Genomic DNA, 13,320 nt, shown 5'->3' on the forward strand with positions numbered 1-13,320 from the left:
GGATTTTGATAGTGAAGAGAAATCTAAAATCTCTCTAGAGGCGTCCAAATTTATGGAATCAATAGATGACATACTCGCGGCAGTCAAGGCTGAGTATGAGACAAAAGATCAACCAAAAGAACTGCCAAAACCGCCACAACTGAAAGAAGAACCAGTCAAACCGCAATCTGCGAACTTCTTACAGAATCATTCTGCTAACATACCTCTTGCCAACTCAATTCCGGAATTGCCCCGACAAAAATGGCAAAATCATACCATTGCCTCAGCTGACGATATAATTCTTGCCCAAGTCAGGTCTGAATTTGAAGAACAAGAACGCGCAGAACAGCTAAAAAAACAGCAACAACTCAGAGAAGAACAACTCAAACAGGAGCAGCTAAGGCAGCAACAACGGGAGGTATTCAAGAACCAAGCGCAAGAATGGCTGAAAAATTTAAAGCCACTCTCAGAAGAAGGTCTTTGGTTTGAAGAGTTTGCCGATGCATACCCATCTAAACTAGAGGCAGCGATTGATTATTTGCAAGCCTTGGGGGAAACTAAAGCGTAAAAGCCACGAGCGATCGCCAGAATGATAATTCCCCCCTCTCTCGTGTAGAAATTTTTATGTTTCTTTTATCTAAACCAACTAGATAGTCACGGCAGGTGGGCTAGGCTAGAGCTTGGAAATCTTGACAAACACTGGAGGTTATCTTTGGTGGAAGGAGGATCTGTGGCAGAAGACCGTGACTATACATTAATCATCGATAAAAGCGGCAGTATGTCTACCCCAGAGCCACCGAGCGGTAGAAGTCGCTGGGAAACAGCACAGGAATCTACTCTGGCGTTGGCGAGAAAATGCGAAAAGTTCGACCCCGATGGGATTACGCTTTACCTGTTTTCAGGTCGGTTTAAGCGATTTGACAATGTGACTTCTAGCAAGGTCGCACAGATATTTCAAGAAAACGATCCCTCTGGCACCACGAATCTTGCCGATGTCTTGAAAAACGCTACCGACAACTACTTTGAGCGGAAGGCGGCTGGTCAGACCAAGCCAAATGGCGAGACAATTCTAGTGATTACAGATGGTGAACCCGATGACCGCAAAGCCGTGATGCGGGTGATTATTGAAGCCTCTCGCCGGATGGATAAAGATGAAGAATTAGCCATTTCCTTCATTCAAGTGGGTTCAGATCAAACGGCGAGTCGGTTTCTGAAAGCCTTGGATGATGATTTGCAAGGTGCTGGGGCAAAGTTTGATATTTGCGACACGGTAACGCTGGATGATATGGAGGGCATGACTTTGCAGGAAGTGCTGCTCAACGCCATTAACGACTAGGTGCTGTTTGTTAATTTGGGATTTTGGATGTGGAATCCAAAATCCCAAGTTTTGTTTGCCAGTTTTAAATCGCAACTTTGTTGTGGAATCAGCAGCAAGTCATTCAATCTAAAAAAATAATGTGGAGATTAGCTGATGAGCGCAGAAGATCGGGATTACACGTTAATTATTGACAAAAGCGGTAGTATGTCTACGCCAGACCAACCGGGAGGCAGAAGCCGCTGGGATGCGGCACAGGAGTCTACCTTGGCGTTGGCGCGAAAATGCGAACAATTTGACCCAGATGGGATTACAGTTTACTTATTTTCCAGCCGATTTAAACGCTACGAGAATGTAAATTCCAGCAAAGTCGCACAAATTTTTCAAGAAAACGACCCGGCTGGCACAACTAATTTGGCAGGTGTATTACAAGATGCGATCGCTGTCTACTTTCAGCGAAAAACAGCAGGTCAGACTAAGGCGGGTGGCGAAACCATTTTAGTAGTGACAGATGGGGAACCCGATGACCGAAAAGGCGTGATGCGGGCGATTATTGAGGCATCCCGTCAGATGGAACAGGATGAAGAACTGGCGATCTCGATGATTCAAGTAGGGTCAGACGCCACAGCAGCTCGGTTTCTGAAGGCATTGGATGATGACTTACAAGGTGCAGGGGCAAAGTTTGATATCTGCGACACAATAACGCTGGATGACATGGCGGACATGACTTTGGCGGAAGTGCTGCTCAATGCGATCGCTGACTAAGGGCAAACGCTAGATCTTTACGTTTTCTATGAAAGGGGAGTCGTGAAAACTCCCCTTATTTTTACTGTTTGTATCTCCCCATTTGTTCGGGAACGCACTAGCATATAAAGGTGACTGATACCTACTATCCCTTACGTTCCTTAAGAGAGGGTCACTGGTTTAAGCTCATTTGCGGAGCTAGTTTCCAACACCTCCCTGCCGTCCGAAATCTCACGTTGGCGTATACCCTAGCTGGGGCTGATTGTATCGATGTTGCCGCTGACCCAGCAGTCATTGCTGCGGCACAAGAAGGTCTAAAGGCTGCCGCTACCCTTGCCGATGCCGCCCGCGATCGCGGCTACTGCGTAGAAGGTTTGCCGTGGCTGATGGTCAGCCTGAATGATGGGGAAGATCCTCATTTCCGGAAAGCTGAATTTAACTCAACCGAGTGTCCGACAGATTGCTGGCGACCTTGTGAAAGTATTTGTCCGGCTGATGCGATCGCTTTTGACTTTAGCCAGAACGGTTTCTCTGGGGTGATCGATCAACGTTGCTATGGCTGCGGACGGTGTATTTCTGTATGCCCAAATAATTTAATTTATACTCGTTCTTATGTATCCGCACCGGAAGCGATCGCACCTTTGGTATTTCCAAGCGGCGTAGATGCCCTAGAAATTCACACGCAAGTTGGCAGAGTAGAGGATTTTAAACGACTCTGGAGTGCGATCGCGCCTTGGGTAAACCAGCTCAAGCTTTTAGCCATTAGTTGTCCGGATGGTGAAGGTATGATTGATTACCTCCGGGCACTGCACGAATTGATGGCACCCCTGCCGTGCCCCCTGATCTGGCAAACCGATGGGCGTCCCATGAGTGGCGATATTGGTGATGGCACAACTAGAGCTGCTGTAAAGTTAGGTCAAAAAGTTCTAACTGCCGGATTACCTGGATATGTGCAGTTAGCAGGAGGCACCAATCGTCACACTGTTGGCAAACTCAGGACAATGGGACTGCTCAACAGCCGCCAAGAGTCAGAAGTCGTAAAGGCATATTTATCGAGCATCCCTAGGGGAAACTCGGTCTTGCAGAAAAACCCGCCCCAACAAACTCAAACTTTTCCCGCTCAATCCTCCTATATCGCCGGGATTGCTTACGGCAGCTACGCTAGGGTTTTGTTATCACCCATTCTGGACGAATTGGAAAAAATGAATATGAACGAAGTATGTGGGAATGCATCCGCGTCAAGTCAGACATCTTTATCTGGACGCCTGGAAGAAAAGCCAGATTTACTCTGGCAGGCTGTTGGTCTTGCTCACTCACTAGTTTCTCAACTCAAAGCCTTTCCCCAATAGCCAATTGAAGCGCGATTTTAGATATGTCATCGGTTAAAAGGTTGAAAGTTAAAAGATTGACAGTTGGCACAAAGCAACTTTTCAAGCTAGCGATCGCCAACCTGCAACCATTCCCAGGCAAAAAACAAACAGCAGTTATTTAAATCGCCGATTGTGGATAAAAACGTCACTGTACAAAGAATGCAGATTACAGACGATCTCCAGAAATTACTGGACGTGTTACCTAATGAAATTCGGCAACCTTTAGAGCAGCATCCCGAACGGGATAAGTTAGTTGAGGTTGTCCTGGATCTGGGGCGTCTTCCAGAGGCTCGGTTTGCTAAACAGGCAGAGTATCTCTCCGAAACGCCAGTGTCTAGAGAACAACTGAATTATTGTATAGACCGGGTAGGACACTTTGGTGGAGATAACCGAGCTGGACTAGAGCGAACTCTGCACCGGATTAGCGCTATCCGCAACCGCAGCGGCGAGATTATTGGTCTTACCTTGAGGGTAGGTCGAGCCGTTTTTGGCACCATCGGCATGATTCGCGACCTGGTAGAAACAGGTCAATCGATTCTGATGCTGGGACGTCCCGGCGTTGGCAAAACAACAGCACTGCGGGAAATCGCCAGAGTTTTAGCCGACGATTTACAGAAACGAGTTGTAATTATCGACACCTCCAACGAGATCGCCGGGGATGGTGACGTTCCTCATCCAGCAATTGGTAGAGCCAGACGGATGCAAGTCGCCCGTCCAGAACTCCAGCATCAAGTGATGATTGAGGCAGTGGAAAACCATATGCCAGAAGTCATCGTCATTGATGAAATTGGTACGGAACTAGAAGCCTTGGCAGCTCGAACCATTGCTGAACGAGGCGTGCAACTGGTGGGCACGGCTCACGGAAATCGGATTGAAAATCTGATTAAAAATCCAACTTTATCTGACTTAGTAGGCGGCATTCAGGCTGTAACCCTGGGAGATGAAGAAGCCAGACGCCGGGGCAGCCAAAAGACGGTTTTGGAGCGGAAAGCCCCGCCAACCTTTGAAATCGCCGTTGAAATGCTAGAACGGCAGCGCTGGGTGGTGCATGAAAGTGTTGCCGATACCGTTGACACCCTGCTGCGGGGGCGTCAGCCGGGTTATCAAGTCAGGGCAACCAGCGAAACCGGGGAAGTTACGATTACCCACGAGACCCCCCAAACGCCCTCACTCATGCGACCCGCGATGAGCGGAGGCAGCCGCATATCTTCCACCTACGACGCCCCAGCGCGACCAATGGGCTGGCGAGCTTCTGGGCAGATGACGCCACTACCGACTCAGCCAGAACCGACACGAGGCATGAGGGCAGAACCGCAAAATCTATTGACTAGAGGAGAAGAATCTGACTCTAGTTTATCGCCTGTCTCTTCTAGCCTTTCACCTTCTTTTGAGCAGATGCTGGATCAATCTTGGCATCAACCTCAGATGATGGAAAATGAGACCTTTGTGGGGCCAAATGGCGAAGAGTTGCCGCTGCACGTTTATCCTTATGGGGTGAGCAGCCAACAATTAGAGCAAGTCATTCGGGTGCTGAATTTGCCCATCTTGCTGACGAAGGATATGGATAGCGCGGATGCAGTTTTGGCGATTCGGTCGCACGTTAAAAACCATTCCAAACTACGGCATATTGCCAAAGCCCGTCAGGTTCCCATCCATGCAATTAAGGCAAGTACCATTCCTCAGATTACCCGCGCCCTGCGGCGTCTGCTGGATATGGATGACTCCCACATCCTTGATGTCCCGGAACTTAGCTTATTTACCAGTAGCGGTAGTGAAGACGAGATTGAGGCTCTCGAAGAAGCCCGCCTTGCCGTGGAGCAAATCGTGATTCCCAAAGGACAGCCGGTGGAACTCCTGCCGCGTTCCTCTAAAGTTCGTAAAATGCAACACGAACTCGTCGAACACTATCGCCTCAAGTCTGACAGTTTTGGGGAAGAACCGAACCGACGGCTGCGAATTTACCCAGCCTAATTGAAAAAGCTGTGGCTCTATATGGGGTGTTGCACAGTGGACGGATGATAATCTCTTGCAAAGACGAGGCAGCGCGGTTTTGGGGTTTTCCCCCATGAGCGACGGCAGTCGCAAAGATGCTCAGAAAAACTTTGCGTCTTGGCGACGGCAGCGCGAAATTCAAAGGAAAATCATCGCATGATTGTGCAACACCCTATATGGGTTTCGGGGAGCTAAAGATGTCAAAAAAAGCTAAAACATCTGCCAGGTAAGCTTTCCACAGGAGGAGTCTGCTGTGACCACACTGTTTAGCTGGTAAGCGTTAGAGAAGCCTTTTCTATGAGTCAACTCTCTGGAATCCATATTAATCCTTCAGCATTTATCCACTGGTGCAGAAGTATTGAAGAGAAATTTTCTAAAAGTTGTTGACAAGTCCCTAGTAGGAACTGCTACTATAACGAAGGTTGATGCGATGGGGTGTCGCCAAGTGGTAAGGCAGCTGGTTTTGGTCCAGCCATTCCGAGGTTCGAATCCTTGCACCCCAGTTAAATTTAAAAACACTAGTAGAGACGCGATACATTGCGTCTCTACTGGTTATTGGGCTTGTTGGGCAAATTGTGCCAAGATAAACCGTAAAATTGCGGCTTTAGAACCATGCGTGCAAGTTATCCAAATATTCTCGCCCTTGACTTTGACGGTGTTATCTGTGACGGGCTAATCGAGTATTTTCAGACAGCTTGGCGCACCTACTGTCAAATTTGGGCACCTCCTAATCTCATACCTCCAGATGGTTTGGCTGAAAGTTTCTACCCGCTACGACCGATTATAGAAATCGGTTGGGAAATGCCGGTGGCAATCCGGGCGCTAATATTGGGCATTCCTGACGAAAAGATGTTGCAGGACTGGTCAGGGGTGGCTCAGCAAATCTTGCTAGAAGATAATCTGAATGCGGCTGATATCGGCACGAAACTCGATCGCATCCGGGATGAGTGGATTGCTAGCGATTTAGATGGTTGGCTAGCTTTGCATCGTTTCTATCCGGGTGTTGTAGAAAAAATGCATCGGATGCAATCGGAGAAGGCATCGCTTCCAGATACACCCATCCAAACGTACATTGTCACGACCAAAGAGGGGCGCTTTGTCCGCCAGTTGTTGCAGCAACAGGGCATCCAACTACCCGATCGATGCATTATTGGCAAAGAAAATCGTCGTCCTAAGTACGAAATTTTGCGCGAACTCAGCAGCGATTCATCGGTTCGCCTTTGGTTTGTGGAAGATCGCCTTAAAACTCTGCAAACGGTGCAACAGCAACCAGACCTCAATGATATCAAGCTGTTTCTTGCCGACTGGGGCTACAATACCGCTGCTCAGCGGGAGTCTGTCGGTTATCAGGAGCGAATTGAGCTTTTATCTCTCTCTCAGTTTGCTCAAGATTTCTCGGCTTGGGCTTAGATGAGGACAGAGAACTGAGGGTTAGAGGGATGAAGAAGTATCAAGTTAGGACTTACCGCACCAGTAACGGAAAAATGAACCGCGAAGACACGAAGGAATAAGAGTTTGAGAGAGTTTTTGCGTAAGTCTTGTCAAGTGTAAATTATAAATTCATCCCGATCGCCTTGATGTTTCATGCTTTAAGCTGAGAGCTGATAGGCGAAAAGCGGATAGCTGACTATGCTTGACCTAACCAAACTCGCGCGGCAAATGCAGGGGATTAGTCAACACCTGAGTGTAGAGGCTGCTGCCAGTCGCCAACGCTTAGAACGCGCCCAGCAGTTGCTGACACTGGCTCAAAAGTCTCAGGCAGATTTGGTGAAGCTGCAAGAAAAGTGGCGCGATCGCTTGGGGTTTTCGGCAGCCGCACCCATTGAGTCGCTAAGCACTGCCATTGACCTTCCTATCCCTCCATCTGTTCATACTATCATCGCCACAGACGGTTCTCAGATTGCCCCAAATCACCATGAAATCGCCTACTGCTATCTGATTAACGTGGGTCGGGTGGTGCTGCATTATGGGCAAAGCTTGTACCCGCTCTTGGATAGCCTGCCAGAAGTCTTTTATCGCTCGGAAGACCTTTACATTTCTCGCCAGTGGGGAATTCGCACTGAGGAATGGATGGGCTATCGACGCACGGCTTCGGAGGCGTCTGTGTTGGCAGAATTGGCTGCTAGCTGGATTAACCGACCTTCGCAAGTAACCTCAAGACAGGGAAACGGAAACAGGGAATCGGAAAGTTTCCCATCCCCAATTCCCGATCCCGAATCCCGAATCCCTGCCTTGGCAATGGTAGATGGATCGCTAATTTATTGGTTTCTAGAGCAGTTACCGGGGGAAGCCCGCGACCATATTTTGCCTCCGATTCTGGAAGCTTGGGATGTTCTGCGCGACACGGGGATTCCGATCCTGGGCTACCTGAGTGCCTCTCGTAGCAGCGAAGCGCTGAACTTCCTGCGTCTGCCAGCCTGTCCGCACCCAGTTCCCGACTGCATGACTCATTGCCCCGGTCAGTTTGACCGGGCACCCTGCCAGGTTTTCGACCCCTTGCGGGATACTGCCCTCTGGGCGTCTCAATTGCAGCCCGGTCAACGCAGTCCTCTGTGGCGCAGTTCTGCACGGATTCTGGAATTGTACGGTGCCCATCAAATCTACTTCTGCTACGTCCACGTCGGGACTGAAATTGCTCGTGTGGAAGTTCCTGCTTGGGTGGCTGAGAATCCAGAGAAGCTGGATGTTGCGCTCAGCTTGATGTTGGCTCAGGTGCAGAAGGGTTATGGCTATCCGGTGGCGCTTGCAGAGGCGCACAATCAGGCAGTGGTGCGAGGGGGCGATCGCGCTCGTTTCTTTGCCTTACTCGAACAACAAATGATTAAGGCTGGTTTGAGAAATGTCGGGACTTCCTATAAAGAAGCCAGGAAGCGCGGTAGTATCGCTTGATGGCATCTCTCAAAAGGACGTTGGCTCATCCGCTAGCGTCTCAATCAATAAATTCATCTGCTGTTGGCGCTTTTGCAGAAAGCTTTCACATTGGCGCAAATATTCTACAGCAGCGGTAAATTCTTCAAAAACGTCGGCGAGTTCTAGTTTACCGGCTTCAATTTGCCGAATGATGGCTTCAACTTTGGCAACCGTCGCTTCGTAGTTCCAATCTTGCGGAAATTGGGTATCAATACGGCGATCGCTTGAGCCGTCGGTGGTGCTGGTGGGTTTGCTCATGAAAAAATACCCGTATTGCGTTAAATTGCTACTCCTTGCTATTTATAATTTCACTAATTTTGACTTTAATTTGTCCTGTGCCCAGCTGAACTTGTAGTTCCTGTCCGAGTGCCAGTCCTTCTGTGGAACGCGCGATCGCGCCATCTTGTTGTCGGACTACGGCGTAACCTCGTTGCAGAACGCTTTCCGGGTCAAGCGCGGTTAGCTTTTGTCGGAGCATCTGACAGTGTTGATTTGCCTGCGCTAAATGCCGCGCCGTTCCTTGTAACAGTTGTTGACGTTTCCAAGCGATCGCTTGCTTTTCTTGGTGAATTTGTCGATCTAGAGGAATCCGCCGCAAGCGGCTTCGCACTCGTTGCAATTGTTCTTGAGCGTTTTCCATGTGTTGATTTACGGCTTCAGTCAAGGCGAGGACGCGCTCTTGGTGTTCCGCGTAAAGACTTGACAGTTCTGGAACCACTTGTTCGGCGGCGGCTGTGGGGGTGTGAGCATAAACATCGGCAACTAAGTCAGCCAAAGATTCATCTCGCTGATGACCAATCCCAGTCATCACGGGAATCGAACAATTTGCGATCGCTCGCACCACCCGTTCATCATTGAAGCAAGCTAGCTCCTCAACCGCACCACCCCCGCGCGACAAAATCAGCACTTCGGCGCGACCATCCCGTTCGACTCGCTCAATTGCTGCGACAATCGATGTCGGGGCTTGTTCGCCCTGAACTAACGCCGGTGAAAACAAAACTTGCAAACCCGGATAACGTTGCTTGAGCGTGCGTTGAATATCTCCCCAAGCAGCAGCTTGCGGTGACGTGACAACAGCGATGATTTGGGGATGGGTGGGGAGCGATCGCTTGCGTTCTGGATCGAACAATCCTTCTGCCTCCAGCCGATTTCGTAGCTGGCGGTAGCGCAATGCCTGCAACCCCTCTCCTGCCGGTAACGCCTGCCAGACAATCATCTGGTACTGTCCTCGCTGGGGATAAACTCGGATACTGCCCAAAACAATCAACTGCTCTCCTTGCACCGGCAGCTGCATCAGTTTATTCAGCTGGCTGTTCCATACCACACAACTCATTGCCGCCTTAGCATCCGGATCTTGCAGCGTGAAGAATAGCCCACTGCGATACTGAGAGGCGCTAGAGACTTCACCTGTCACCCAAACTTGCTGTAGTTGTTCATCCTGCTCTAACAGCAGTTGCAGATAAGACGTTAACCCAGCCACCGATACAGCTGTATCTGGAACCAGCTGATTGGAAAGATAATAGTTCATCGCCTGAAGATAAGGAGAATGTAGGAATTGAGACATCAGTAAATGCAGGGGATGCTCAAATAAGCCTAGATCAAGCCATTTACTCTTTCTGTCTCTAGATTAGCGATCCTCGGCTGCATTCGTTTACTTTTGACCATAGTGGCGATCGCTAATCTCACTCGTTGCTTGAAAGAGGCTAGGGGTTTATTTACCGATTTCATCTCTCAGGGTTGGATAAAAGTAGAACATTTGAACTACAATAGAGGTTCCCATCGCTAGCCTTACCAGGGTGTTCCCTCATCCGTGTAAAGCTTGATGTAAGGGCACTTGCGGCTCTAATTTGTCGCCAAAAGTGATATAATAAAATATCTGAAACTAAAATCTGTCGCTGTTTGGGACAATTTTCAGTTTCGGTGCCAATTCTTGACGTAACCTTAGTTAGTCGAAATTTCCTACTCACTTACAAAGCCAAAAACTTGGTAAACCTGAGTGGGCAAACAGCTAAAATCAGCATTCATTATGTATCAAAAGGCGGTGGATTCCATCGTTTCTGCCTGTGGAGGCTGTGAGGGTGTCTTGTTAGACATTCCTATATAGACTAGCAGGAAGCTCCAGTCCGCAAGGCGGAGAAGCCCACACAAAAGCAACTTTTGCTAAGTGTGAAAAAAATCTCACCACACCTGATTCTGTTCTTGAGGCATTAATGGCTATCCAAATCACGAACAATCCCGACAAGGAAAAAGCCCTGAGCCTGGTGCTAAACCAAATTGAGCGCAGCTTTGGCAAGGGAGCAATTATGCGCCTAGGAGATGCCACCCGCATGAAGGTGGAAACAATTTCCACTGGAGCGCTGACACTGGATTTAGCTTTAGGCGGTGGCTTGCCGAAGGGACGGGTGATTGAAATATATGGTCCGGAAAGTTCCGGTAAGACAACCCTGGCTTTGCACGCGATCGCCGAAGTGCAAAAATTAGGAGGGGTCGCTGCTTTTGTTGATGCTGAACACGCCCTAGATCCCGCTTATGCAGCCGTACTGGGCGTTGATATTGACAATCTTTTGGTTTCCCAACCCGACACCGGAGAATCCGCCTTAGAAATTGTCGATCAGCTAGTTCGCTCTGCGGCAGTGGATATCGTGGTCATTGACTCGGTAGCCGCTTTGGTGCCTCGGGCTGAAATTGAAGGCGAAATGGGCGATTCCCACATGGGTTTGCAAGCCCGTTTGATGAGCCAAGCTCTTCGCAAAATTACCGGAAACATTGGTAAATCCGGCTGTACGGTCGTTTTCCTCAACCAGCTGCGACAAAAGATTGGCGTCACCTACGGCAACCCAGAAACAACCACTGGCGGTAATGCTCTCAAGTTTTACGCTTCAGTGCGCTTGGATATTCGTCGGATTCAAACGCTGAAAAAAGGCAACGAAGAATTTGGCAACCGCGCTAAAGTTAAAGTTGCCAAAAATAAAGTCGCCCCTCCCTTCCGCGTCGCCGAGTTTGACATTATCTTTGGCAAAGGGATCTCGACACTAGGATGTATGGTTGACCTAGCAGAACAAACTGGGGTCATTACCCGTAAAGGAGCTTGGTACAGCTACAACGGTGATAACATCGCCCAAGGTCGGGATAACAGCATTAAGTACCTGGAAGAAAACTCGGAATTAATTCAAGAAATTGAGCAAAAGGTGCGTCAAAAGCTGGAGATGGGGGCAGTCGTTGCTGCCAACTCTGTCACGCGAGTTGACGCCGAAGACGAAGAGTTAGAGGAAGAAATTCTAGACGACTAAAAGCACTTTAGGGTGGGCTATCCTACCCTATTAATTGCTTTTTGGGAAGCTTAAGGCTACTCCTACACATAAAAAACCCGTTTTCTTGTTGAAAACGGGTTTTTCGCATAAAGTTTAGTTTTTTGTACCTGCATCGGAAATTCGTCTACTAAAAAAACGGTCTAAAATTTCTGATTGCTGAGTGGGAGTTAGCTGAGGCTCTAAATGATTCTCTAAGACTGAGACTAATGGATCTCCAACGGCAGAAGAGTCGCCTAGGAAATGTAAAGTATCCTTTTGACACTCGGTGTTGGGAGTCTGAACTTTTGTAGAAGATGTCGCTGTTTCTAACTCTGTAGGCGGAAGCGATAGCTCTGCATTTGTCAGGGCGTTAATTTCTGCCATCAGGCTTGCAGGGACATTATCCACCGTGCGGATAGTATTGCCCAGGAAAAAGGAAAAAGCAAGACCACCTAGACGAACGCGATCGCCATCCTTAAGAAGAACACGTTTGTATACGGGTTCGCCATTGACGAAAGTCCCATTTGTACTATTTAGGTCAACCAGATAAAAACCCTGGTTGTCGATATATTGAATCGCTGCATGATTGCGAGACAACCGCCTATCTGGAATCGGTAGCGCAACCTGACGCGCCCGCCCCAGGGTCCAAATCTGCTGCGGCTGAAACAACATCTGCGTTTTAGCATCGATTAAGTTTGTGACCAGATAGACTTGCTGTTCCTGCGCCACGCCCTGTACATATCGAGGTCCAATGCCACTAAGAAATTTATTGCCGCTATCTTCCAGCTTCAGAATCTCATCTAGTAAACCACGATGATGCTCATAGAGCTTAAGGAATACCTGATATAGACCCAAGCGTTGTTCTAGTTCCATGTATGGGGATGAACTCAATCTTAGGTTAGGCGTCAGCCGATGAAGTAACGCAGAACCTTATCGGCTTTCAATAAGGGAAGCCAAAGACTGCAAGAAGGTCGTTAAGCCAAATAACTTATCTAGCCTATTTTCCTCGCAAGTTCTAAAGGTGTGAAATATTCACCAGATCCCTTCTTTCAAGCTTAGATTGTCTTACCCATTAGGGAATCCGCAAGATTACTGGAAATAATCAGCTTTATGGCTTACGTTCGGATTTTTGTTCTAGGCGAAACAGCCAAACCATTAGAGCAACCACTCCAATTTGTAGCGCCAAGTTAGGCACGGCTGAGGCGATTTCCTGACCGGAGGCTAGTTTGGCAAGAAAGACCACGCCTCCGATGAAGCCAGAAGCGCCACACGCCACATAAACAAATTGCCTCAGACCTTTGTAGGGAGTAGCAAGTTCAGCTTTCAGTCGTTCATGCTGTTCGACGCTGACTTGCCGAGTGGCTTTGGTGTTGCGGGCGCGATTTTTTAATTTTGGGTCTACCATCCGTCTAGATCCCCACCGACTTTAGATCCATCTTGACATGATGGTGGTCGGCAGCGGCTGGTGCTAGAAAATTTGGACGCGATCGCTTTTCCACCAGGAATTGGGTGCAACAGTTTCTATCTAAACCTGCTACGATAGTAAATCGGCAGTGCCGGTGTAGCTCAGTGGTAGAGCATTCGATTCGTAATCGAACGGTCGGCGGTTCAAATCCGCCCATCGGCTTTAAACAAATAATGGCAGCTGGGTTGGCAGGCTTTGTCTGTGTAACCCCAAGCTTCAGCTTCTGGGCGTATATTTGCAAGCATTAAGCTGCAC

At 48.7% G+C, this 13,320-nt stretch carries 12 protein-coding genes and 2 tRNA genes; 10 read left to right on the plus strand and 4 right to left on the minus strand.

What is annotated here, in order from left to right:
• The first annotated feature begins 52 nt into the window (after nt 1–52).
• The 8 genes from ACFW2W_RS04445 (at nt 53) to ACFW2W_RS04480 (ending at nt 8,289) form a co-directional block, all read left to right on the plus strand.
• Nucleotides 53–547, plus strand: coding sequence for a salt stress protein, Slr1339 family (locus tag ACFW2W_RS04445; protein ID WP_378173868.1), 495 nt, complete (start codon nt 53–55; stop codon nt 545–547).
• Between the two features lie 162 nt (nt 548–709).
• On the plus strand, nt 710–1,315 hold the full coding sequence (locus ACFW2W_RS04450; RefSeq protein ID WP_378174072.1) for a vWA domain-containing protein: 606 nt from the start codon (nt 710–712) through the stop codon (nt 1,313–1,315).
• Nucleotides 1,316–1,450: 135 nt separating this feature from the next.
• On the plus strand, nt 1,451–2,059 hold the full coding sequence (locus tag ACFW2W_RS04455; protein WP_378173871.1) for a vWA domain-containing protein: 609 nt from the start codon (nt 1,451–1,453) through the stop codon (nt 2,057–2,059).
• 110 nt (nt 2,060–2,169) lie between these two features.
• Nucleotides 2,170–3,387 (plus strand): circadian clock protein LdpA, encoded by a 1,218-nt coding sequence (gene ldpA, locus ACFW2W_RS04460; protein WP_378173874.1) that lies wholly within the window; start codon nt 2,170–2,172, stop codon nt 3,385–3,387.
• Between the two features lie 180 nt (nt 3,388–3,567).
• Nucleotides 3,568–5,379 carry a R3H domain-containing nucleic acid-binding protein gene (locus ACFW2W_RS04465; protein ID WP_378174075.1) on the plus strand — a complete coding sequence of 604 codons (1,812 nt, stop codon included), beginning with the start codon at nt 3,568–3,570 and terminating at the stop codon, nt 5,377–5,379.
• 452 nt (nt 5,380–5,831) lie between these two features.
• Nucleotides 5,832–5,903: transfer RNA gene (locus ACFW2W_RS04470), tRNA-Gln, on the plus strand.
• A gap of 109 nt (nt 5,904–6,012) precedes the next feature.
• On the plus strand, nt 6,013–6,810 hold the full coding sequence (locus ACFW2W_RS04475) for an HAD family hydrolase (protein ID WP_378173877.1): 798 nt from the start codon (nt 6,013–6,015) through the stop codon (nt 6,808–6,810).
• 219 nt (nt 6,811–7,029) lie between these two features.
• Nucleotides 7,030–8,289: a DNA double-strand break repair nuclease NurA gene (locus ACFW2W_RS04480; RefSeq protein WP_378173880.1), complete on the plus strand. Its 1,260-nt coding sequence runs from the start codon at nt 7,030–7,032 to the stop codon at nt 8,287–8,289.
• Nucleotides 8,290–8,298: 9 nt separating this feature from the next.
• Here the strand turns inward: ACFW2W_RS04480 and xseB are convergent, their stop codons facing one another.
• Nucleotides 8,299–8,568: an exodeoxyribonuclease VII small subunit gene (gene xseB / locus ACFW2W_RS04485; protein ID WP_378173882.1), complete on the minus strand. Its 270-nt coding sequence runs from the start codon at nt 8,566–8,568 to the stop codon at nt 8,299–8,301.
• Between the two features lie 28 nt (nt 8,569–8,596).
• Entirely contained in the window at nt 8,597–9,838 is a 1,242-nt protein-coding gene (gene xseA / locus ACFW2W_RS04490; RefSeq protein WP_378174077.1) for an exodeoxyribonuclease VII large subunit, read from the minus strand.
• Nucleotides 9,839–10,520: 682 nt separating this feature from the next.
• Here xseA and recA point away from each other — a divergent pair.
• Entirely contained in the window at nt 10,521–11,600 is a 1,080-nt protein-coding gene (gene recA, locus ACFW2W_RS04495; RefSeq protein WP_378173885.1) for a recombinase RecA, read from the plus strand.
• Nucleotides 11,601–11,714: 114 nt separating this feature from the next.
• Here the strand turns inward: recA and ACFW2W_RS04500 are convergent, their stop codons facing one another.
• Together ACFW2W_RS04500 and ACFW2W_RS04505 are read right to left on the minus strand one after the other, a co-directional pair.
• On the minus strand, nt 11,715–12,491 hold the full coding sequence (locus ACFW2W_RS04500) for an FHA domain-containing protein (protein ID WP_378173888.1): 777 nt from the start codon (nt 12,489–12,491) through the stop codon (nt 11,715–11,717).
• A 217-nt stretch (nt 12,492–12,708) separates the two neighbouring features.
• Nucleotides 12,709–13,005, minus strand: coding sequence for a DUF3493 domain-containing protein (locus ACFW2W_RS04505; protein ID WP_378173891.1), 297 nt, complete (start codon nt 13,003–13,005; stop codon nt 12,709–12,711).
• A 150-nt stretch (nt 13,006–13,155) separates the two neighbouring features.
• On the opposite strand from ACFW2W_RS04505, the gene ACFW2W_RS04510 reads away from it, so the two are divergent.
• Nucleotides 13,156–13,227, plus strand: a tRNA-Thr gene (locus ACFW2W_RS04510).
• Nucleotides 13,228–13,320: the final 93 nt, after the last annotated feature.

Origin of the sequence: Coleofasciculus sp. H7-2 (genome assembly GCF_042747725.1) — a bacterium.
In the GTDB taxonomy this organism is placed as follows: Bacteria; Cyanobacteriota; Cyanobacteriia; order Cyanobacteriales; family FACHB-T130; genus FACHB-T130.